Source organism: Streptomyces sp. NPDC090021, from assembly GCF_044748225.1.
Classification (GTDB): Bacteria; Actinomycetota; Actinomycetes; order Streptomycetales; family Streptomycetaceae; genus Streptomyces.
Genome location: NZ_JBIVFO010000016.1, coordinates 23306 through 44493 on the forward strand (window position 1 = coordinate 23306; position 21188 = coordinate 44493).

Sequence of the window (21188 nt, forward strand, 5' to 3'; positions counted from 1 at the left end):
GTCTGCGGGGCGTCGGCTTCTGCCTGCGGCTTCGCAGCGAGGGTGTCCGGCTCCGCCGGGGTTTCGGTCTGGGCCTGCGGCTCGGAGGCCGGCTCGGCCGGGGTCTCGGCCTGGGGCTGGGGTGCGTCCGGGTCCACCGCAACCTCGGTCTGGGTCTGCGGGGCGTCGGCTTCTGCCTGCGGCTTCGCAGCGAGGGTGTCCGGCTCCGCCGGGGTTTCGGTCTGGGCCTGCGGCTCGGAGGCCGGCTCCGCCGGGGCTCCGGCCTCGGCTCCGGCCTGGGGCTGCGGCGCGTCCGGGGCTGCGGCGGCCGGGGTTTCTTCGTCGGGCTTCGCCGCAGGCGACCCCGCAGGCGACCCCGCAGGGGAGGCGCGGCGAGCCTCCGGGACCGTGGGGTCGGCGGCCGGGGCGGGGGCCGTCAGGACCGTGCCGGGCTCGCGGTCCCGCGTGGACTGCGGGGGAACCGTCGGGTTGTCGAACGACGCCGCCACGAGTTCGGCGGCCGCGTCCAAGGGGTTGCGTTCCGCCTGGTTCGGGACAGCCGCCGAGGTGGCGTCCGAAGTTTCCGGAACCGGTTCCGCAGACCGTCCGAACACCTTGCGCAACAAGCTCCGAATACCCATGGGCCAGGCCTTTCGCATGAGTGCGTGCGTCATTTGTCCGTGCTGCGCGGTTGATCCCTGCCCAGAGTGGACACGTAAGGTTATCGGCCGCCCGGCTGGATCTTCGGCAGGGGCACCTTTCGTGGCGCCCGCCTCCCAGGGGCTCTCAGGCCGTTCCCGAACTGCCGCTCCGACGTGCCGGGTTCACCCATCGTTCATCCCAGCGCCGCCGCTTCGGCGCAACCCGGGCCTACCGTCGCGGCTGGATCGTCCCGACACGTTGTCGGCGCCCACGCAGCTACTCGGAGGACACTCGTGCGCAAGCTCCTGCCGTTCATCGGCAACCCGCATGGCAGCGGCCGGTCCGCTCTCACCTGTCGTTACCGCTGTGGTGACGCCTGCTTCCACGAGGTGCCGAACACCAGCGACAACGAGTACGCGGGCGACGTCATAGCCCGCGCCTACTCCCGCCGGTCGATGCTGCGCTCCGCGGCCGTCGTGACGGTCGCCACCGCCGCCGGTTCCGCGGTCGCGCTCGGCACCCCGGGGCAGACCGCCAACGCCGCGCCCGCCGCCGACGCCTCGGCCGCCGGTGCGGGCAAGGCAGGCAAGGCCGGCGAGGCCGCTCGCGGCCTGCGCTTCAAGGCCGTCGCGCCGAACACCGACGACAAGGTCACCGTCCCCGAGGGCCACGAGCAGAACGTGGTCATCCGCTGGGGCGACCCGATCATCAAGGGTGCCCCGGGCTTCAACGCCGACAAGCAGACCGCCGCCGCGCAGGCCGGGCAGTTCGGCTACAACAACGACTTCCTGAGCCTTCTCCCGCTCGGCGGGAACTACGAGCGCCAGCAGCTCCTCGTGGCCAACCACGAGTACACGGACGAAGTCCTGATGTTCAAGGGGTACGACCCGGCCAACCCGACCCGTGAGCAGGTTGAGATCGCCTGGGCCGCGCACGGCCTGTCCGTGGTCGTCGTCCAGGAGGACCACCGCAGCGGCAAGCTGACCGCCGTCACCCGCCACCAGCTCAACCGCCGCCTGACGGCCACCAGCGAGTTCCGGATGACCGGTCCGGCCGCGGGCGGTGCCCTGCTGAAGACCTCCGTCGATCCCACCGGCACCAAGGTGCTCGGCACCCTCAACAACTGCGCCGGCGGCACCACCCCGTGGGGCACCACCCTGCACGGCGAGGAGAACTTCAACCAGTACTTCGGCAACGCGGGCCAGGTCACCGACCCCACCGCCGCCGCCCGCCTGAAGCGCTACGGCGTGACCTCGGGTGCCACCGAGCGCAAGTGGGAGCGCTTCGACAAGCGCTTCGACGTGGCCCAGGAGCCCAACGAGTCGCACCGCTTCGGCTGGGTCGTCGAGCTCGACCCGTACGACCCAAACTCCGTCCCGCGCAAGCGGACCGCGCTGGGCCGCTTCAAGCACGAGGCCGCCCAGCCCCGGCTGACCGAGGACGGCCGTCCGGTCGTCTACATGGGCGACGACGAGCGCTTCGACTACTTCTACAAGTTCGTCTCGTCGAAGCGGATGAAGAAGGGCAATTCGCGCGCGGCCAAGGAGCACAACCTCACGCTGCTCGACGAGGGCACCCTGTACGTCGCCAAGCTCACCGGTGACAGCCCGGCCGCCGAACTCGACGGCACCGGCAAGCTCCCCTCCGACGGTGAGTTCGACGGCTCCGGCGTCTGGATCAAGCTGGCCACCGGCAACGTCTCGCACGTCGAGGGCATGACCGCCGAGGAGGTGTACGTCTTCACGCGCCAGGCCGCGGACAAGGTGGGCGCCACCAAGATGGACCGCCCCGAGGACGTCGAGCCCTCCCCGCGCACCGGCCGCGTCTATGTGGCGCTGACCAACAACACCGACCGCGGCAAGCCAGGCAAGGAAGGCGCCACCGAGGCCAACCCGCGCAACCTGAACAAGCACGGCCAGATCCTGGAGCTCGCCGAGAACTTCGACGACCCGGCCGGCGACGGCTTCGCCTGGCGGCTCTTCCTGGTCGCCGGTGACCCCAACGACCCGGCGACCTACTTCGCGGGCTTCCCGAAGGACAAGGTCAGTCCGATCTCCTGCCCGGACAACGTGGCCTTCGACCCGCACGGCAACCTGTGGATCTCCACCGACGGCAACCAGCTCGGCTCCCACGACGGCCTGTTCGGCGTCGCGACGGCGGGCGAGCGCCGGGGCGAGCTGAAGCAGTTCCTCACTGTGCCGCGCGGCGCCGAGACCTGCGGCCCGCTGATCCAGGACAAGCGCGTCGTGGTGGCCGTCCAGCATCCGGGCGAGATCGACGGCGCGTCCGTGGAGAAGCCGCAGTCGGTGTGGCCCGACGGCCCGGGCAAGATCGTCCGTCCGGCCGTCGTCTCGGTCTGGCGCAAGGACGGAAAGAACATCGGCGTCTGATCCGTGGCCTGTTGGGCCGTGTTGGGCCCTGCTGGGCCGTGTTTCACGTGAAACATCCTCAGGTGGAGCACGGCCCGTATCGCCCCGGATCGGTCAACTTCCCTCCGGCAGACGTCCGACGGGAAGCCCGAGCGTCGTCAACGCGCCTCCGTCCGGGGCGTTGGCGAAGCTCAGCGCGATCTCCAGGACCGCCGCCTGGCCCGCCACGATGGTCAGCCCCAGTCCGTGGCCGCGCCCGCGTCCGGGGTCTCCGGTGCGGAAGCGCTGCGGGCCCTGCTCGATCAGCTCCGGCGGGTAGCCGGGACCGTGGTCGCGGACCGTCACCACCGGCCCGTCCACGGTCACCTCGACCGGTGGCCGGCCGTGCTTGTGCGCGTTGACCAGCAGGTTGGTCAGGATGCGGTCCAGGCGCCGCCGGTCGGTGAGCACCGCCGCGTCGCGGACCACCCGTACCGAGACGGCGGGCCCGGCTCCCGCCGCGGCCCGCTCCACCACCCGGCCGAGCTCCACCCGGGCGAGATCGGCCCGCTCCACGCCCGATTCCAGCCGGGAGATCTCCAGCAGGTCCTCGGTGAGCAGGTGCAGGGCCTTCAGCCGGTCGTTGATCATCTCCTTGGGGCGGCCCTCGGGCAGCAGGGCCGCCGCGGCCAGTGAGCCGGTGAGCGGGGTCCGCAGCTCGTGTGCCACGTCCGCGGTGAAGCGCTTCTCGGCCTCCAGCCGTTCCTGGAGCGATCCGGCCATCAGGTCCAGTGCTTGTGCCACGTCCCGTACCTCGTCCCGGTCCCGGGAGCGGCGGCCCGCCCGCCGTTCGTCCGCCCGGGAGGGGAAGCCCACGCGGGCGTCCAGGTCCCCGGCGCTGATCCGGCGTGCCACGGCGGCGGTCCTCGCCAGCCGCCGGCTGATCCGGTCGGCGAGGAAGAGCCCGGCCAGCGCCACCACCCCGGCGGCCAGCGCGGCGGAGGCGAGGATCGCGGTGTCCATGTCCCGCAGGCGCTTGCGGGTGCCCTCGAACGGGATCCAGACGGCGAGGGCCTGACGGTCGGCGGGGGCCGCGGCCCACATCACGGGCTTGCCGTCGAGCGAGCCGACCATGCTGCCGGTGTCGCCGCGGGCGACCAGGTCGCGCAGTGGGCGGGGCAGCTGGGGCGGGTCGAGGACGACGTTCACGTCGCCATGGGTGGTGCCGTACTCGTAGTGGCTGAGGGCGTGCTCCAGGGCGGTGTCCGCGTCCTTGCGGACCTCGCCGACGATCTGCCGGGCGACCACGTTGTGCACCAGGATTCCGAGGGCGGCGGCGACCATGCAGCACACCGCCGTGGTGGTCAGGGCGATCTTCCAGCGCAGGCTGCTCAGCGCGTGCATCGCTGCGCGTCCGGGCTGAGCGGGACGCCGGTGAGGGAGGCGCAGTCGTCGAGGGTGAGCTGGCTGAGGTTCATGATCCCGGCCTTCGGGTCCCACACGTAGTCGGAGACGGCGACGTAGGCCGGGTTCGACGTGGGTTCGCGGATCGCCAGGTGCTCGGCGGCCACCTCCACTCCCTCCAGCACCGCCCGCCGGGACAGGATCCGGGCGATCCTGCCGTCGTCCTGGACGGTGTAGACCCGCAGCTCGTTGAGCCGGCCGTCGAGGTCCAGGGCGGTGATCAGCTCCTCGCGGCCGTTGCCCGTCAGGTCGTGGAAGACCGCGGGGCGCAGCGGGCAGTCGGGGCCGCCGTCCACAGCCTGTGTACAGAGCGCGAGCCGCTGGACGGCCCGGGGGTCGACGAGCCGGCCCGTGCCGCCGTCCTGTTCGGTGGCGGAGGTGATGTCGGCGCGGACGACGCTCACCGGGTTCACCCCGCGCATGCTCCGGTCCGCGACCTCGGGCAGGCCCGGGAGGACGGTGGCCGTGCCCGGTTGCAGGGCGGGGTCGGGCGGATCGGGGCGGATGTCCTTCCACAGGCTCTGCGGGGCGTGCACCGTGCCCAGGTCGCCCTCGCTCTGCAGCCCCTCCACGTCGGCGCACCCTGTCAGGAGCAGGGCGAGGGCCAGGGCGGCCGGGGCGCGGTACATGCTCCGATGCTCCCCCGTCCGGTGCCTCCCGGCCCGGTCAGCGCTCCGGCTGGGTGATGGCCCGGGCCGCCGCGAGCTCCTGGTGGACGGGTGCCAGGACGCCCGCCCCGTCGCCTCCCGGCTCGCCCTCGACCCGTACCGGGGTGGTGCTGCTGCGGACGCGGCCGGCCAGTTCGCGCAGCTGCCGGGCGAGTCCGGCCACCTCGTCGGCGGCCGGTGGCGGGGCGCCGTGGTTGACGCGGACCCGGGCGGCGGTGGAGGCGTCGACGATCCGTTCCACGGCGACGACCAGCGGCCACCATGCGGCGGCCCGGGTGCCGGTCGGCGGCGGCTCGGTCAGTGCCCGCTGGAACTCGCTGCGTACGCCGGACAGGTCGCGGTAGAGCCGCCGCCGGGCCTGGAGCCGGGCGGTCCGGGCCGCCGCGAGGGCGGCGTCGGGGGCCGGTGCGAAGGCCCGCTCCAGATAGCGGGCGGCGTCGTCGACGGTGTCGGCGAGCCGGTCCCCGATCCGGGTGTGCCAGCTCTCGGGCCACAGCAGGTAGCCGGCGGTCAGGGTGATCGCGCAGCCGATCAGGCTGTCCAGCAGCCGGGGGCGGATCAGGTCGAAGCCCTGGTGGTTGAGCAGGTCCGAGAGCAGCAGGATCACCGGGGTGATCGCGGCGGTCTGGAAGGCGTACCCCTTGGCGGAGAAGACCGGGATCAGTGCGCCGAGCACCATCATCACCGGCACGTCCCACCAGCCGCGCGGTACCTCGGCGAGTACGGCGGCGGCGACGACCAGCCCGATCGCGGTGCCGAGCGCGCGCAGCAGGGCCCGGGAGAACACGGAGCCGAAGTCGGGCTTGAGGACGAAGGTGACGGTCAGTGCGATCCAGTAGGACCGCTCGACCTCGACGACCGACACGAGTGACTGCGAGAGGCCGATGCAGAGGGCGAGCCGCAGTCCGTAGCGCCAGGAGGCCTCGGACAGCATCATGTCGCGCACCGCCCGCTTCGCGCGCACCCGGAGCGCGGCGGGCCGGCCGAGGCGGTCGTCCACGTTGGACGGGTCCGGTTCGGCGAGGTGCACGACGGCCGCGGCGTGGCGCAGCGCGGCGTCGAGGGCCCGCTCGGCGGGGGTTGTGGCGGGGGGCAGGTCCAGTGCGGGTGTCCCGGTGCGGCCCTCCTCGACGGCCGTGGCGAGCTCCCGTACGGCGGCGGGGATCTGCGGGGGCAGCGGCCGGCCGCGCAGGTGTGCGGCGGGTGCGGCCTCCACGAGCGGGATCACCACGTTGAGCTGGGCGAGCATGCGGACGAGCGACGGGTTGCGTCCGTGTACCCGGGCCCGGCGGCCCAGGATGAGGTCGTAGGCCTGGTTGAGGTCCTGCGTGACCCGGCGGCGTTGCTCGTCGTAGAGGTCGGCGGGGCCTCCGGCGGCCTCCAGGGTGTCCGCCAGGGCCCGGTAGGTGGCGGCGACCGCCGCCCGTTCGGGCCGTCGGCCGCGCAGGGGCCAGCCCAGCAGGGTCAGGGCCAGGACGAACAGCCCGCCCGCGCTCAGCAGCAGTGGGGCCGTCCACCAGGGCTGCGGCATCGGGAGTCCGGCGCCGACCACGGCGTTGAGCAGGAGCAGCAGCCCGGACACGGAGGCGACCGTGCCGATGGAGGAGATCATCCCGGAGACCAGGGCGATGAGGGTGAGCGCGCCGACGGCCACCCAGCCGTGGCCGTAGACGAGGGTGCCCAGGGCCACGCCGACGGCGCCGAAGAACTGCGGCACGGCGATGTTCAGGACGCGCATCCGGTAGGCGTCGGCGGTGTCGCCGATGACCCCGGACAGGGCGCCCATGGAGGCGAGGGCGCCGTACTCGGGCTCGTTCAGGGCGAAGCCGACGGCGAGCGGGACGGACAGCGCGACCGCCGCCCGTGCCGCGGCGGCCCAGGGGACGGGCGCGGTGGTCGGCCTCAGCCCTTCGAGCAGCCAGGCGGGCGGAGCCAGCGGATGGTGCCGGGCTCGCCGCGACGCTATGTGTTCGGTGCGTTCGGTGCTCATTCCGCTTCCGTGCCGCCGCTCGCGAATCGGTTCTTCTGCGCTCTTCTGCGTCGTTCTGCGCGTGTTGTACCTTCCGAGCTTATGGGGTGCGGCGTAGTCGTCCCGTCACCCATGCCGCCAGGGCCGCCGCGAGCCCGGTCAGCAGGACGATCCAGGCGGTGGTCCGCAGGAACGCGGTGAGGGCGTCGTACACCGCGCCGGCCGCGGCCCGGTCGATGTCGGCGGGCAGATCGTCCAGGGTGAGGCGGCGGCACACCTCCACCGTGAGCCACAGCAGTCCGGCTCCCACCGCCAGGCCCAGTCCGGTGGCGATGACGGCACGCCGCCGGTGGACGGCGACCGCGACGGCCGAGACGGCCAGGACCAGGGTCAGGACGGGAAGCCAGACGCCGGCGATCTGGAGCATGCGGAACCCCTTCCGTAGGGCGCCGAGGTTGTCGTACTCCATGACCTCCACGGACAGCCGGGTCACGGGGATGCGGTCCGCGAAGGGCACCTGGTCGGAGACGAGTTCGCTCTTGATCCGGTCGATGACGGGCGCGAGGTCGATGGTGACGGCGTTGCCGTGGCCGGTGGTGAGCGCGTGGAGGAAGGCGGCGTGGGCGGCGCGGTTGGCGGCGTCCCAGGCCGTCCGGTAGGCGGGGGTGTCGGCGAAGGAGTGCAGGGCCTCGTCGAGCAGGGCGTCCACGCCCGCCTGGAAGGGGCCCGCGTCGATCTGACCGGTGAGGGCGCGGGCGGTCTGGGTGACGACGACCTCCTGCACGGCCGGGTTCTCGGCGAGCGGGGCCATGGCCGCGGTGTAGCGGTCGGCGTCGCCCAGCTCGCGGTCGGCCCAGTACGCGACGGCGCTCGCGGGCACGAGGAGGGCCACGAGCACGATGAGAACCGCCGACAGGATGCTGCGCACGTCACCAGGGAAAGCGGGGGCGGGCCGGGGCGCGAGCGGTGTTGCTGCGGTCGGGTGGTGGGTCCCCGGACGGCGTGGGATCCTTGCCCTCCCTATTCTGGACATCTAGTATCCAGGTTATGCGGATGAGCGAGGGCGTCGAGTGGGCGCTGCACAGCTGCGTCAACCTGGCCTGGAGCGGACCGGACCGCGCGGTGACGGCGGCGCGGCTCGCCGCCTGGCACGACCTGCCCGCGGCCTACCTCAACAAGCAGCTGCAGGCGCTGGCCCGGGCGGGCATCCTCACCTCCAGCCCCGGACCCCGCGGCGGCTTCCGGCTGGCCCGGCCGCTCGCCGCCGTCTCGCTCATGGATGTGGTCGCCGCGGTCGAAGGGCCCGAAGAGGCCTTCCGGTGCGCGGAGATCCGCCGGCAGGGGCCCGGCGCGGCACCTACGGCCGAGGGCGCCGACGCCGCGGACTGCGCCATCGCGCACGCCATGGGCCGGGCCGAACTGGCCTGGCGCAGGGCGCTCGCGGCCCAGAACCTCGACGAGATCCGGCAGCAGGCCGAACGGCAGGCCCCCGAGGCCCCGCAGCGGCTGCGCGCCTGGCTCGCCGCGCAGTGACAGCAGGCACCGCTCGTACGGACACGGACACGGACACAGGGAGCTCGGTATGACGCGCAGCATCATCAACCCCGCAGGACTCCACACCCCGACCGGCTACGGCTACAGCCACGTCGTCTCCGCCCCGGGCGAACAGGTCTTCATAGCCGGTCAGTACGGCTCCGACGAGAGCGGCCACGTCGTCTCCGACGACTTCGCCGACCAGGTGGAACGGGCCTTCGCCAACCTCCGCACCGCGCTCGCCGCGGCCGGCCTCGGCCCCGCCGACGTGGTCCGCATCGGCACCTACGTCGTCGACCACGACCAGCGGAAGCTGGAGGTGCTCCTGAAGCACCTGCACGCCACCTGGGGCACCGACCTTCCCGCGCAGACCCTCATCGGGGTCGCCGCCCTGGCCCTGCCCGGCATGCTCTTCGAGATCGACGCCGTGGCGGTGCGCACGCCCTGAGCGCCCGCTCCGCTGATCCACTTGCCGGGCGGAGGTGGCGGGTGTGCCCTGGAGGATGGGAGAGAGGAGCCCGTCATGGCACATGCGGCACCCGCTGCCCACCGGCAGCACCGGCAGATGCCGGACATGACCCACCTGAGCAAGGGCGCCTACGTGAGGCCGCTGCTCCTCGGACTGGTCTACGGCGTCTGGTGCGCCTTCATCGAGCGCCAGTCGGGCCCGGTCACCGTGGCCAACGTCTTGTACGGGATCCTGTGCGGCGTGATCTTCGCGGCGATCATGTTCGGTCTGGCGAGGGTCGGCCCGCGGATGATGCGCGAACTCCACGCCGCCGCCTACGGGGCCTTCGGCGGTATCGCGGTGGGCTACCTGCACAGTCTCACCAACGAGTCGATCCTGTCGTCCGTGGTGATCGGCCTGGCGGTCGCCGTCGGTGTCGGCGCCACCGCCTTCTACCGCTACTACACGCACGAGGACTGAGCCGAGCCGCTCGGCCCCGGGGCCGAGCGGCCGGGCTCACAGCGGCGCCGGCTCCCCCACCCCCTGGCCCGGGGCGGGGGAGCCGGCGCCGTTCCCTGTTCGCGCGGCCGCTACGCGGCCGAGCCGCCGGGCGCGGGCCGCTGCGGATCACTCTCGTCCTCGACGGACGGGGCCGGGGTCTTCGGCGGGGCGGTCGGCTCTGCCTGGCGTACGGGCGGCGCGAAGCGGGTGACCTCGGCGCGGAGCATGGCGTTCAGTGCGGCGTACGGGTCGATGGGCATGGCGGAACCTCACGGTGCTCAGGGGGTGTGGGGGGATGCGCTGGGGACTCGGTCCGCTCAGCAGCGCAGCACCACACTCCGTACCGTCCGCAGGGACAGGGCCGGTTCGGCCGCCTCCGCCCGGGGCCCGCGCCCCGGGGCCTCGGCCTGTTTCACGTGAAACAGTGCGAGCGGGATCCGCTGCACACCGGCCGGGCCGCGCGCGGCCGTACGGACCGCCGCGCGTGCCTCGGAATCGGCAGCGGGATCGGGCTGGCCCTCCGAGGGCCCGGCGGGCTCACCGGGAGCGGCCGGCTCACCAGGAGCGGCGGGCTCCACGGGGGCCGAGGAGGCCGGGCGGTGCTCAGCGGCCGCCGCTCCGGCCGGACCGGCACCGAACACGCACAGCAGCACGACGCAGGCCGCGGTGAGCGCCCTCGTCAGTGCCGTGCGTGCGTATCGCCTCCAGGTCATGCGAGGGGTGTGCCCCGCCACGCCGGAGGACTCCCGTACGGACCCCCAGAAGCCTCCGACCGGGGGACGAAGACACCCCCCACGGCTGACAGGCCGCCAGGTGTCAGCTGCTGCTGCGGTGCCCGGTCAGCCGGGCCAGTACGGCGGTCTCCCCGCCGATCAACCGCAGTTGGGCGCGGCCGGGGGATTCCTCGCGCCCCGGCGCCCTGCCGGGCGAGACCTCCACGACGGTGAACACGGCCGTACGGCGGTCCGCGCGCGGGATCTCGATCGTCCGGCCCCGGCGCAACTCCCCCAGCCGCAGCCCCGTTCCGGTCACCACCGCGGTTCCGGCGGCGCCCGGAGCAGGTCCTGCGGAGTCCCACGCGGCCTCCGCCCGGTCTGCGCCGAACGGCACGTCGACGCCCAGGCTCGGGATGCGCAGCCGCAGTGGCCGGGCGGCCCGCAGGGGCCCGGAGACCGTTCTCAGCGGCCCGGCGGCGGCAACCCGGCGCGGTCGGGTCACCTCACCGGGGCCGTTCCCGCCGGACTGTTCCAGCTCCCGCACGAGACGGCGGTGGCCGGAGAGCCCCAGCGCCCGCGAGGGCAGAGCGTCGTCGGTGGTCGCGGCTGCGGACGTGCCGCCCTCGGTCCGCTGCAACACCACGACGGTGGTGGCCAGCAGAGCCACCGTCAGAGAGGCGACGACCCACTTGGCGCGGGGCATGGACTTCCTCCTGTCCGGCTCGTGCGGCCGGGTCATGTGAGCAGTGGACACTTCCTCTGCCCATCGGCACACCGTGAAACACGGGAGACTGACATGGAGTCACGGGCGTGTCGTCGCACGATCGGGGAGTCTTCGCAGTTCGCGCCGGTCGGGCGCACCGGACGCCGGGGGCGGCGCGGATACGCCCGAACGGGTGAGGGCCCGACAGAGCCGGAGGGGGGGGGTCGGGCGGCGCCCGGCGGCCCGGGACGGAGCGGTCACATGACGACGGCCGCCGTGCCCGCCCCCATGAACGCGGCGGCCAGGTGCATGGCCGGATGGCCGTAGTCGCCGTACCAGAGGTGGCGGGCCAGGCCGCCGAGCGCGGCCAGCGCGGCGATGACGCCGATCTGGCCGAACAGTGTGATGGCGCAGCAGGGGGCCAGGAGCAGCAGGAAGGAATTCAGCCAGAAGGGTGCGGCACCCGTCCAGCCCCGCCATTCCCTGATCGCCGTCGCCATGGACTATCGGCCTTTCATCGTCAACTCGTCGGCTGCACAGCCTCCTTGGGTGAGGGTGCGGGCACAAGGGCCCGTTCGGCTAGAAAACGGAAGGTCAGGCCGAAAGTCGTCCACAACGTGGTCTGGATCGCCGGGGACGCCAGGCGGAAGTCCCAGATCAGGGTGGCGGGGCCGGCGCGCTTAGGCTCCCCTCATGAAGAGTCAGTCGGTGCGCGTCCACCTCGTGCGCCCCCCACTGGACACGGCCGCCCGGCAGGGCCGTTTCGGTCACGCACGGCCGTGTCCCGGCCACGAGGGCCTGCGCGGGCCGGACACCGGGGAGTGGGCCGGCCGCACCCTGGACGAGGTGGCCGCGCAGGCCCCGCAGGCCCTGCACGCATGGCTGACGGACCCCGGGTACGCGCCGCCGGGCGGGGAGTCCGTGGAAGCGCTGATCGCCCGCGTCGGGGCGGAGCTGGCCGCCCTGGCCCCGGGCACGTACCGCGTCGAGGTCGACCAGGCCGTCGTACGGGCAGCCGTGGTGCACGCCCTGGAGCTCCCGGCCGCCGCCTTCTGGCGCCTCGACGTCCGGCCGGAGTGGGTGACCACCCTGACCGGACGGGCCGGACGCTGGAACCTCCTCGTGGGCCGGCCGCAGGAGGAACTGCCCGACGCGTAGCGCGAGGCCGGGCCCGGACCCCGCGACGCGGTCCGGGCCCGGCTCACGACCGGCGCGGGAGGGGGTCCGCTACGCCACGATCCAGTCGGACGTCGCGATGACCGGCTGCACGCCGTCACGGTGGACGGTGCCCTCGATCAGGCCGTACATGCGGTCCGCCGCGAAGTAGACCTCGTTGTCGTTCCCCAGGCCGAAGGGCTCCAGGTCGACGAGGAAGTGGTGCTTGTTGGGGAGGTTGAGCCGCACCTCGTTGACCTTGGGGCAGTTGTCGAGCACCCGCTCGGCCATCTGGTTCAGGGTCTGCTGGAGCGAGTACGAGTACGTCTCCGCGAAGGCCTCCAGCATGTTCTTGCGGACCTTCTTGTACGCCTGGTCCCAGTCGTACCCGCGGTCGTCGGCGGCCAGCGCCGAGTGCGCCCAGCGCGCGGTGACCTTGGTCGCCAGGATGCGGTCGTACGCCTCCTTGAGCGTCGTGTACTCGTCCTTGATGTAGCCGTGGAACTCGGAGTTCGTCGAGTTCATCACCGTGAGGTCCTTCAGGCCCGAGATGACCTGGAGGCCGGTCGTCTCGCTGTAGGTGATCTGCGCGGTGCGCACCTCCTGGCCCTTGAGGGCGAAGGAGTGCTGCTCCTTGCGGGTCGGGACCGGGATGCGCTCCCAGGCGAATTCCTCGATGCGGATCTGGGCCTCGCGGATCGGTGCCTGCGAGGAGACGAAGTGTTTGGCGAGCAGGATGCCGAAGGCCTCCGGGGACTCGATGCCGTGCTCCTTGCCGAAGGCGTACACCGTGTTCTTGGTGGTGTCGGTCGGCAGGCAGTTGGCGTTGTCGCCGGTGAGGTGGACGTCGCGGAACTCACCGCGGAGCGCGACCGAGACGTTGAGGTCGCGGATCTCGTGCCAGGAACCGTCGTTGCCCTTGCGGGTGACCTTGACGATGCGGTTCTCGGCCTTGCCGTACTGGTTCTGGGCCAGGACGTGCTTGCTCATGCTGTCTTCCTTCGGGTACTCGGGAACACGGAGTCCGTCTTTCTGGATCCCGTACGCCCGGCGTCCAGCGGTCGTCGTCCCGCTCCCCGCCGTTCGGCCCCGAGGGGGCCGCCCCGGGACTGACGTGCATCCCGGTCCGTAGGTGGTGCTCGGCCTGTTCAGGCATTCGTGGCCTGCACGGATTGCAGCATGCGCACGGCGGGTTGACCCCCGCACGGATCCTCCGAACACCGGTACCAACGGATTGGGCGACCCCACAGAAGCGCAGGTCAGACAGTGTGAGCGTCGGCCACCGTCAGAGCCTCGTCGAGGATCCGCAGCCCCTTCGCCACGTCCTCGGGGGAGATGTTGCAGGCCGGTGCGATATGGATCCGGTTGCCCGCGACGAGCGGCCAGAGCCCGCCCTTCTTGCACGCGGCCCCGAACTCCGCCATCGGCGCGTTGTCCGCCCCGGCGGCGTTGTACGGGACCAGCGGCTCACGCGTCTCCTTGCTGCGGACGAGTTCCAGGGCCCAGAACGTGCCGAGGCCGCGGACCTCCCCGACCGAGGGGTGGCGCTCGGCGAGCGCGCGCAGGCCGGGTCCGAGGAGTTCGGAGCCGGTGCGGGCGGACTGCTCGACGACGCCCTCCTCCTCCATGACGCCGATGGTGGCGACGGCCGCCGCGCAGGCCAGTACGTGCCCGGAGTACGTCAGCCCGCCCGGGTAGGGCCGACGGGCGAAGGTCTCGGCGATGGCCGCCGAGATGGCGACACCGCCGAGCGGTACGTAGCCGCTGGTCACGCCCTTGGCGAAGCAGATCAGGTCGGGTGTGACGTCCCAGTGCTCGGAGGCGAACCACTTCCCCGTGCGCCCGAAGCCGACCATGATCTCGTCGAGGACGAAGACGATGCCGTAGCGGTCACAGAGCGCGCGCACCCCGGCCAGGTAGCCGTCGGGGTGCACGAGCACGCCGGGGGCGCCGCCGACGGTCTCCAGGATGATCGCGGCGATGGACTGCGGGCCCTCGAAGACGATGGTGTCCTCCAGGTGGCGCAGGGCCCGCTCGCACTCCTCGGCCTCGGTCGTCGCGTAGAAGGGCGACCGGTAGGCGAAGGGTCCCCAGAAGTGCACGACGCCCGCGGTCGCGGAGTCGTTGCCGAAGCGCCGGGCGTCGCCGGTCAGGTTGATCGCGGTGGAGGTGGCGCCGTGGTACGAGCGGTACGCGGACAGCACCTTCGGACGTCCGGTGTGCAGCCGGGCCATGCGGACGGCGTTCTCCACCGCCTCGGCCCCGGCGTTGGTGAAGAAGATCTTGTCGAGGTCGCCCGGGGTGCGCTCGGCGATCAGCCGGGCCGCCTCGGAGCGTACGTCGACGGCGAAGCCGGGCGCGACGGTGCAGAGCCTGGCCGCCTGCTCCTGGATGGCCGCGGTGACCTTGGGGTGCTGGTAGCCGATGTTCGTGTAGACCAGGGCGCTGGAGAAGTCGAGGTAGCGGTTGCCCTGGTAGTCCCAGAAGTACGACCCCTCGGCGCCGGCGACGGCGAGCGGGTCGATGAGCTCCTGCGCCGACCAGGAGTGGAAGACGTGCTTCCGGTCAGCGTCTTTCACGGTCGTGAGGGCGTCGGCTTCTGCGTTCATGAAACGAGCGTAGTCGTCCAGGATGTGGACGTGGCGGGGGCCGGGGCCGCGTCGCGCGCAGCGGCCCCGGCCCGCCGGACCCGCCGGATCCGAGCCCGCTCCCCCGGCGCCGACGCCGCTCCCGTCCTCGCCCCGTACCTCCAGGGCCACGGCATCGAGATGCGCATGCGGACTAATGGTCGGAGTAGCTGAAGTCCCCGACGGTCCAGGCGCTGACGTCGCTCAGGGCGATCCGGTACATCCCGCCGGTCTCGGGGATGCCCACCGGTCCCTGCAGGATGCGTGCCACGTGGAAGTGCAGGTGCGAGGGCGGGCCCGCGGGCCGTCTGGCCGTGGTCGCGGCGGTGGAGCTGAAGACGTCGGCGAACGGGCCCAGCTGCTCGGAGTCCCGCAGGACCTCCGCGACCCGTTCGCGCCAGACGCGTTCGGGGGCGAGGCGGCCGGTGATGACGGCGCCGTTCACGACGACCGTCAGGGACATCTGATTGGTCTGCTCCGACTCGACCATGGCGGCGATGTCGTGGAGCAGGTCGTCAGGGATCGACATGGGCAGGGACTCTAGCAAGCGGGCCTGCTTCCGGGCGGCGCTTGCGCCGCGGCGGCGGCCGATTCACGGCGGGTGCGCGGAAACGGGCGCGCGGCCCGCACCCAGGGGTGCGGGCCGCGCGGGCGTTCTCGCGTCGCCGTCGGGAATCAGCCGTCGGGAATCGGCCGTCGCCGTCGCCGGTGTCAGGCGGGTGGGTCAGGCGGGAACGATGTTCTCGGCCTGCGGGCCCTTCTGGCCCTGCGTGACGTCGAAGGTGACCTTCTGGCCCTCCTGGAGCTCACGGAAGCCGGACGTGGCGATGTTGGAGTAGTGGGCGAAGACGTCCGCGCCGCCGCCCTCCTGCTCGATGAAACCGAAGCCCTTTTCCGCGTTGAACCACTTCACGGTGCCGGATGCCATGAGATTTCTCCTTTGGGGCAGTGCCCGGGCCGCACTGTGCGGACCCGGCGTCGCCGAGATGATTGCCCCGACCGGAAATCTGAACCGGAAATGAAAAGTGCGCCCACCGGACGATCGGGTGAGAGCACTTGTAAGCTTTTTGGGGACCTCAACCGCAACTGGCGTCACCGTAGCACAGGGAAAAGCGCCGGGCCGGGAACATCTTTCCTTCCGGTAATTCCGGCGTCGCCCGTTCGGTTTACGGTCCGGAAATGCGATGAGCGGTCCGGAAGCTCGGGAAGTGATGCCGGAATTCCCCCGTCAGGAGCCGATCCGCACCAGCGCGAGCGTGATGTTGTCGGGGCCTCCCGCGTCGATCGCGGCCTTCCACAGCTCGAAGGCCGCCCTGCCGTCGTCGTGCACCCGCAGCAGTTCCTCGATCGCCTCGTCCGGCACCGGGTCGGTCAGCCCGTCGCTGCACACCAGGTAGCGGTCGCCCTCGGCCGGCGTGAACGTCCCGATGTGCGGGGTGATCGTCGTGCGCCCGCGGCTGCCGCCGAGCACCTGGGTGACGGCGGAGGTGGTGCGGTGCCCGGGCGCCGGCGGCGGGCTGTCGTCCACGCTCACCTGGCGCAGCCCGTCCCGCCCCGCGTGGAACACCTTGCTGTCGCCGACGTTGAACGACAGGAGCGACTCGGCCAGGACGAGGGCGCCCGCGACCGTGGTCCCCATGGCCGTCAGGTCCGGCCTGCCGTCGGCGGCCGCGTACACCGCGTCGTTGCAGAGGTCCAGTGCGTCACCGACGGCCTCCGCGCAGTCCAGCGAGGGGCCGAGCGAGGAGAGCTGGCGCACCACGAGCTCGCTGGCCACCTCACCGGCCGGCTGTCCGCCGAGCCCGTCGGCGACCGCGACGACGAGCGGTCTGCCGAAGGGGAACACCAGCGTCTGGGGGTTCTGGGTCACGGTCCCGCACAGGGTCCACGGACCGATGACGAGACTGTCCTCGTTGTGCTCGCGGACCAGCCCCACATGGCTCAGGGCGGTCACAGCTATGTACGTCACCTCGACGTCCCGCCTCTCCGTAACGGCACCGGCAGACGCGTCCCCCCGCCACCATTGTCGCGCCGCTCCGGCATGCGCGGCTCGGTCTGCCGGAGGACGCTGGTCCTGGAGCTGCCTGTCCCCCGACGGTGGCCGGGCCAGGAAGGACTGCCGCAGATGTTCGCGAGGCTGAGCACCTACCAGGGATCACCCGTCCCCGCGGAGGGGGACCTGGGCGCGCATTCGGAGCAGATCGTCCGGCAGGTGAGGGACGTCCCCGGCTTCCTGGGCGTCTACTACCTGGTCGACCGGGCCACCGGTGAGGCCAAGTCGCTCACTCTGTGGGAGGACGAGCAGAGCATGCGGGACAGCGAGGAGCTCGCCCACCGGATCCGCGAGGAGACCGCGCGCCGGGAGGGCCAGCAGGTCGTCGGGGTCGAGCACTTCGAGGTGGGCTTCAGCCATCTGGGGCCGTAGCGGCAGCATCCGGCGCACGCGTCCCGGCGCGGCGCGGGAGAGGTACGAAGGACGAGGAGCGATGGTCATGGGCAAGCTCTCGATCGACCAGCTGCGGGAACGCGTGCGCGGGGCGGTGGTCACCCCCGGCGACGACGCCTACGAGGAGGCCCGCGCGGTCAACAACGCCATGATCGACCGTCGGCCGGCCGCCGTCGTGCGGTGCGCCAACGCCGGCGACGTCATGGCGACGGTCGACTTCGCGCGGGAGAACGGGCTGGACCTCGCGGTCCGCGGCGGTGGTCACAGCGTGCCCGGCTTCGGCACCTGCGACGACGGCGTGGTCGCGGACCTGTCCGGGATGCGCGGGGTCCGCGTCGACGCCGCGCGCCGCACGGCGCGTGCCGAGGGCGGCGCCACCTGGGGCGACTTCAACGCGGCGACCCACGCCTACGGGCTGGCCACCACGGGCGGGATCATCTCCACCACCGGCATCGGCGGGCTCACCCTCGGCGGCGGCATCGGCTACCTGTGCCGCGGGCTGGGGCTGAGCTGCGACAACCTGGTCTCGGCCGATGTGGTGACGGCGGACGGCCGGGTCCTCGTGGCGAGCGAGGAGGAGAATCCCGATCTCTTCTGGGCGCTGCGCGGCGGCAGCGGGAACTTCGGCGCGGTGACCTCGTTCGAGTACCGGCTCAGCCCGGTCGCGGACATCTACGGCGGGCCGATGCTCTTCGAGCTGGACGACGCCGCCACCGTGCTGCGCTCCTTCGCCGAGTACATCGCCGACGCCCCGGAGCAGCTCGGCGGCTTCCCCGCCTTCCAGCTCGCTCCGCCGCTGCCGTTCATCCCGGAGGACCGGCACGGGGATCCCTTCGCCCTGATCGTGGGGTGCTGGGCCGGGCCGCTCGACGAGGGCGAGAAGGCCATGAGGGTCTTCCACGACTTCGCCCCGGTGGTCGCCGAGCACGTCGGCCCCATGCCGTACCCGGCGCTCAACAGTGCCTTCGACGCGCTCGTGCCGCCGGGCCTGCAGCACTACTGGAAGGCCAACTTCGTGACGGAGCTGACCGACTCCGCGATCGAGGCGCACCTGGTGCACGGTCCGAAGCTGCCCGCCGTGAACTCGACGGTCCACATCTACCCGATCAACGGTGCCTGTCACCGCGTGGGGCCGGACGAGACGGCCTTCGCCTACCGAGACGCCAACTTCGCCACCGTCATCGCCGGGATGTGGCCGGACCCCGCGGACAACGAGGCGAACATCGCCTGGGTCCGCGACTACTACGAGGCCACCGCCCCGCACTCGGAGGAGGGCGGCTACATCAACTTCATGGCCGAGGACGACCAGAGCCGGATCAGGGCCAACTACAAGGGGAACTACGACCGTCTGGCCGAGGTCAAGCGGACGTACGACCCGGGCAACCTCTTCCACCTCAACCAGAACATCCAGCCCGCAGCCTAGGGGGTCGGGCCGGTGGCGGGGCGGAGCGGTGCGGATGCGGACCGTGTCCAGTTGTGCATATTTTGTCGTAGTACCGGAAGGTCCCGTACGCCTGGTTTGCCTGATCGAGGAAGGCCCCCTCCATGAAGCGTTTGCCGGTGATCGGCGTGCTCTGCCTGAGCGCGGTGTTCGGCCTCAGCGCGTGTTCCGACGACAGTTCCCCCGCCGAGGAGGCCACCGAGGCCGCGGCCGACCTGTGCACCGACCTGAACGCGCTCAAGGCCGACAACGCCAAGCTGAAGGCCCTGAACCCCGCCGTCGCGACCAAGGACCAGATCAAGGACGCCTACGACGCCGTCCAGCAGGACTGGGAGAACGTCGAGGAGAACGCGAGCAAGATGAAGGACGCGGAGCGCGAGGCGGTCCAGTCCGCCGCCGAGAACCTGAAGAAGGGCTACGAGGACCTGCCGGGCGACACCACCGGCCAGGACGCGCTCACCCAGCTGCAGCCGCAGATCCAGTCGCTGGACCAGGCCGCGACGGCCGCGACCTCCGGTCTCAAGTGCTGACGACGGGGTGACCGGCCACCGGTCCCCGGACGAGGCGCGCAAGGACCCCGCCCGGGGGAACGAACCGGGCGGGGTCCTTCCCGTGTCAGGGCTCCTCGTCAGGGCTCCGCGTCAGGGCTCCGCGTCAGGGCTCCTCGTCGTCCACGAACGGCGGTCCCCCGTGGTCGGCGCCGCCCCGCCGGCGCATTCCGATCTTCATCGCGCCGAAGAGGGCCTTGGCGATCACACCCACCACGACCAGGTCGGCGATCATCTGCACGGTGGTCAGCACCCGGCCGGTCCCGGTCACGGGGACGATGTCCCCGAAGCCCACGGTCGCGAACACCGTCACCGTGAAATACAGGGCGTCCGTGCGGTTCAGGGCCTCGGAGAAGGTGCCCGGGATGCTCTCCGAGAGCGTGAAGTACGTGGCGGAGAAGACGAACAGGAACAGCGGAACGGCGGTGGCCATGGCTTCCAGGGCGCTCAGCCGCGGATACTCCGCCCGGGTGATGGCACCCACCTGCCAGACCGTCAGCAGGCCGAACGCGGCCAGCCCCAGCACGAGCGTCAGGACCGTCAGGACGCCGAACCCGCCCTGCAGGGGCGCCAGGAAGTAGAGCGTCGTGAGCAGGGCCGCCGAGCCCGTCGCACGCAGGCAGTGGCCCAGCAGGACGCGCCGGCGGTGACGGGCTGCGTTGCGTTCCATGCCTTCAGGAGAACGGCCCGGCCCGCATCCGGCGACCCGAGCGCCGGCCTGCGCCGGCCCCACCGTCAGCGCGTGAGGTCGTAGAGGCTCCTGCCGACCAGCCACAGGCCGAGGAGGAGACAGGCGAGGACGATCGCCGGGTCCTTGTGGTCCGACAGCCATGCCCGCATGCCCGTGAGGGCCAGCGCCGCCCGCTCGGGGGCGAACACCATGAACAGCTCCATCGCCAGGAGGGTGGCGGAGGCCAGGATGCAGAAGCCGAACAGGGCCAGGAACGTACCGCCCTGGGAGAGGTCCGCCTCGACGACGGTGGCGGCGGCCGCCCCGACCATGCCCCACGGCTGCAGGAGCACGGCGAGCCCGGCCGCCGACCAGGCGGACGCCCGGTCCATCCGGGACGTGAGGGCGTGCGTGTCCCCTTCCGCCGGGGGACCGGGCGGAAGGGGCGCCCGGCGGCGGCGGTACTCGGCGTACGCGACGAGCCCGATGCCGATGGCCAGTCGGACCACCAGGCCGGCGGTGGCCGGGGGAGAGCGGGGCGGCGGGGGCTCACCACCGGTCAGCAGCAGCACGATGGTGATCACGGCCACCAGGCAGCCGAGCCAGGCGAGGATGAAGGCGAGGCCCTTCCACAGCCCGCGGGGCGCGGAGACCACCAGGACGAAGGCCATGACGGGCAGCGGATAGAGCGTGATGATCAGCCCGATGACGATCAGGTCAAGCACCATCGGCTTTTCCTCGTCGGTGTACTGACCCCTACTCCGGAACCGGGAAGGGAATGTTCATGCCTCCATGGTTGCCCCGCCACGCGTACGGGTGCAAAAGATGCGCCGTCCGCTCCGCGTGCGGAGCGACGGACCCGCCTGTATCAATGAAGTACCACGTGCATGATCGGAGTCGGGTATGGACGACTATCCACTTCTCAATCTCTTCTGGACGATGCTGTGGTTCTTCGTGTGGGTCATGTGGTTCTTCCTGCTCTTCAAAATCATCACGGACATCTTCCGTGACCACAGCCTGCACGGCTGGGGGAAGGCCGGATGGCTCGTCCTCGTGCTGCTGGTGCCCTTCCTCGGCGTGTTCATCTACGTGATCGCGCGCGGTCGCAGCATGCACGAACGGGACGCCAAGCAGATGAAGGAGAACGAGGCGGCCTTCCGTTCCTATGTCCAGCAGGCGGCCGTCGGCGGTGGCGGCGGCGGCAGTGCGGACGAGCTGAGCAAACTTTCCGCGCTCAAGGACAAGGGCGACATCACGCAGGAGGAGTTCGACCGGGCCAAAGCCAGGATCCTGGCCTGAACCGCACCCGGACCGAGCCGGCGGTCCCCAC

The 21188-nt window shown here is 71.9% G+C and carries 24 protein-coding genes and 1 pseudogene; 9 read left to right on the forward strand and 16 right to left on the reverse strand.

Annotated elements, in window-relative coordinates; translation table 11 throughout:
• Positions 1-509 (reverse strand): annotated as a pseudogene (locus ACIPXC_RS14880) (hypothetical protein); the annotation flags it as partial.
• A gap of 405 nt (positions 510-914) precedes the next feature.
• On the opposite strand from ACIPXC_RS14880, the gene ACIPXC_RS14885 reads away from it, so the two are divergent.
• A complete protein-coding gene (locus ACIPXC_RS14885; protein WP_401617228.1) occupies positions 915-3011 on the forward strand; it encodes a PhoX family protein in 2097 nt (698 codons plus the stop codon).
• 93 nt (positions 3012-3104) lie between these two features.
• Here the strand turns inward: ACIPXC_RS14885 and ACIPXC_RS14890 are convergent, their stop codons facing one another.
• The 4 genes from ACIPXC_RS14890 to ACIPXC_RS14905 form a co-directional block, all read right to left on the reverse strand.
• Positions 3105-4373 carry a sensor histidine kinase gene (locus ACIPXC_RS14890; RefSeq protein WP_401617231.1) on the reverse strand — a complete coding sequence of 423 codons (1269 nt, stop codon included), beginning with the start codon at positions 4371-4373 and terminating at the stop codon, positions 3105-3107.
• Positions 4361-5062 (reverse strand): hypothetical protein, encoded by a 702-nt coding sequence (locus ACIPXC_RS14895; protein ID WP_401617234.1) that lies wholly within the window; start codon positions 5060-5062, stop codon positions 4361-4363. The genes ACIPXC_RS14890 and ACIPXC_RS14895 overlap by 13 nt, the downstream gene beginning before the upstream one ends.
• A 37-nt stretch (positions 5063-5099) precedes the next feature.
• Positions 5100-7091: an FUSC family protein gene (locus tag ACIPXC_RS14900; RefSeq protein WP_401617237.1), complete on the reverse strand. Its 1992-nt coding sequence runs from the start codon at positions 7089-7091 to the stop codon at positions 5100-5102.
• Between the two features lie 79 nt (positions 7092-7170).
• Positions 7171-7998: a hypothetical protein gene (locus ACIPXC_RS14905; protein ID WP_401617240.1), complete on the reverse strand. Its 828-nt coding sequence runs from the start codon at positions 7996-7998 to the stop codon at positions 7171-7173.
• 125 nt (positions 7999-8123) lie between these two features.
• Here ACIPXC_RS14905 and ACIPXC_RS14910 point away from each other — a divergent pair, with 125 nt between their 5' ends.
• From ACIPXC_RS14910 to ACIPXC_RS14920, 3 genes are all read left to right on the forward strand, one after another.
• Positions 8124-8603, forward strand: a complete 480-nt coding sequence (locus ACIPXC_RS14910) for an RrF2 family transcriptional regulator (protein WP_401617605.1) — start codon at positions 8124-8126, stop codon at positions 8601-8603.
• A 49-nt stretch (positions 8604-8652) separates the two neighbouring features.
• Entirely contained in the window at positions 8653-9051 is a 399-nt protein-coding gene (locus ACIPXC_RS14915; RefSeq protein WP_401617243.1) for a RidA family protein, read from the forward strand.
• Between the two features lie 75 nt (positions 9052-9126).
• Positions 9127-9531 carry a hypothetical protein gene (locus ACIPXC_RS14920; RefSeq protein WP_401617246.1) on the forward strand — a complete coding sequence of 135 codons (405 nt, stop codon included), beginning with the start codon at positions 9127-9129 and terminating at the stop codon, positions 9529-9531.
• Between the two features lie 110 nt (positions 9532-9641).
• On the opposite strand, the gene ACIPXC_RS14925 is transcribed toward ACIPXC_RS14920, so the two are convergent.
• From ACIPXC_RS14925 to ACIPXC_RS14940, 4 genes are all read right to left on the reverse strand, one after another.
• On the reverse strand, positions 9642-9812 hold the full coding sequence (locus ACIPXC_RS14925) for a hypothetical protein (protein ID WP_401617249.1): 171 nt from the start codon (positions 9810-9812) through the stop codon (positions 9642-9644).
• A gap of 57 nt (positions 9813-9869) precedes the next feature.
• The gene (locus ACIPXC_RS14930) at positions 9870-10265 is read right to left on the reverse strand and encodes a hypothetical protein (RefSeq protein WP_401617252.1); all 396 of its coding nucleotides are present in this window, start codon (positions 10263-10265) and stop codon (positions 9870-9872) included.
• 103 nt (positions 10266-10368) lie between these two features.
• Positions 10369-10971 (reverse strand): hypothetical protein, encoded by a 603-nt coding sequence (locus tag ACIPXC_RS14935; protein ID WP_401617255.1) that lies wholly within the window; start codon positions 10969-10971, stop codon positions 10369-10371.
• Positions 10972-11228: 257 nt separating this feature from the next.
• Complete coding sequence (locus ACIPXC_RS14940; protein WP_401617258.1) at positions 11229-11471, reverse strand: hypothetical protein; 243 nt, start codon at positions 11469-11471, stop codon at positions 11229-11231.
• 193 nt (positions 11472-11664) lie between these two features.
• Here ACIPXC_RS14940 and ACIPXC_RS14945 point away from each other — a divergent pair, with 193 nt between their 5' ends.
• On the forward strand, positions 11665-12129 hold the full coding sequence (locus tag ACIPXC_RS14945; protein ID WP_401617261.1) for a histidine phosphatase family protein: 465 nt from the start codon (positions 11665-11667) through the stop codon (positions 12127-12129).
• A gap of 69 nt (positions 12130-12198) precedes the next feature.
• Here ACIPXC_RS14945 and pucL read toward each other — a convergent pair whose 3' ends face one another.
• From pucL to ACIPXC_RS14970, 5 genes are all read right to left on the reverse strand, one after another.
• Positions 12199-13116, reverse strand: a complete 918-nt coding sequence (pucL, locus tag ACIPXC_RS14950; protein WP_401617264.1) for a factor-independent urate hydroxylase — start codon at positions 13114-13116, stop codon at positions 12199-12201.
• A gap of 269 nt (positions 13117-13385) precedes the next feature.
• The gene (locus ACIPXC_RS14955) at positions 13386-14735 is read right to left on the reverse strand and encodes an aspartate aminotransferase family protein (protein WP_401617266.1); all 1350 of its coding nucleotides are present in this window, start codon (positions 14733-14735) and stop codon (positions 13386-13388) included.
• Positions 14736-14907: 172 nt separating this feature from the next.
• Positions 14908-15282, reverse strand: coding sequence for a hypothetical protein (locus ACIPXC_RS14960; protein WP_401617269.1), 375 nt, complete (start codon positions 15280-15282; stop codon positions 14908-14910).
• A gap of 195 nt (positions 15283-15477) precedes the next feature.
• Complete coding sequence (locus ACIPXC_RS14965; RefSeq protein WP_030030412.1) at positions 15478-15681, reverse strand: cold-shock protein; 204 nt, start codon at positions 15679-15681, stop codon at positions 15478-15480.
• Positions 15682-15981: 300 nt separating this feature from the next.
• Positions 15982-16722 carry a PP2C family protein-serine/threonine phosphatase gene (locus tag ACIPXC_RS14970; protein ID WP_401617272.1) on the reverse strand — a complete coding sequence of 247 codons (741 nt, stop codon included), beginning with the start codon at positions 16720-16722 and terminating at the stop codon, positions 15982-15984.
• A 156-nt stretch (positions 16723-16878) separates the two neighbouring features.
• On the opposite strand from ACIPXC_RS14970, the gene ACIPXC_RS14975 reads away from it, so the two are divergent.
• From ACIPXC_RS14975 to ACIPXC_RS14985, 3 genes are all read left to right on the forward strand, one after another.
• Complete coding sequence (locus ACIPXC_RS14975; protein WP_401617275.1) at positions 16879-17178, forward strand: antibiotic biosynthesis monooxygenase; 300 nt, start codon at positions 16879-16881, stop codon at positions 17176-17178.
• A gap of 67 nt (positions 17179-17245) precedes the next feature.
• Entirely contained in the window at positions 17246-18622 is a 1377-nt protein-coding gene (locus ACIPXC_RS14980; protein WP_401617278.1) for an FAD-binding oxidoreductase, read from the forward strand.
• Positions 18623-18744: 122 nt separating this feature from the next.
• Positions 18745-19170: a type IV pili methyl-accepting chemotaxis transducer N-terminal domain-containing protein gene (locus tag ACIPXC_RS14985; protein ID WP_401617281.1), complete on the forward strand. Its 426-nt coding sequence runs from the start codon at positions 18745-18747 to the stop codon at positions 19168-19170.
• A gap of 124 nt (positions 19171-19294) precedes the next feature.
• Here the strand turns inward: ACIPXC_RS14985 and ACIPXC_RS14990 are convergent, their stop codons facing one another.
• Entirely contained in the window at positions 19295-19858 is a 564-nt protein-coding gene (locus ACIPXC_RS14990) for a potassium channel family protein (protein ID WP_401617285.1), read from the reverse strand.
• A gap of 65 nt (positions 19859-19923) precedes the next feature.
• Positions 19924-20586, reverse strand: a complete 663-nt coding sequence (locus ACIPXC_RS14995) for a GAP family protein (RefSeq protein WP_401617288.1) — start codon at positions 20584-20586, stop codon at positions 19924-19926.
• A 175-nt stretch (positions 20587-20761) separates the two neighbouring features.
• On the opposite strand from ACIPXC_RS14995, the gene ACIPXC_RS15000 reads away from it, so the two are divergent.
• Positions 20762-21157 (forward strand): SHOCT domain-containing protein, encoded by a 396-nt coding sequence (locus ACIPXC_RS15000; RefSeq protein ID WP_401617291.1) that lies wholly within the window; start codon positions 20762-20764, stop codon positions 21155-21157.
• The last annotated feature ends 31 nt before the right edge of the window (positions 21158-21188 follow it).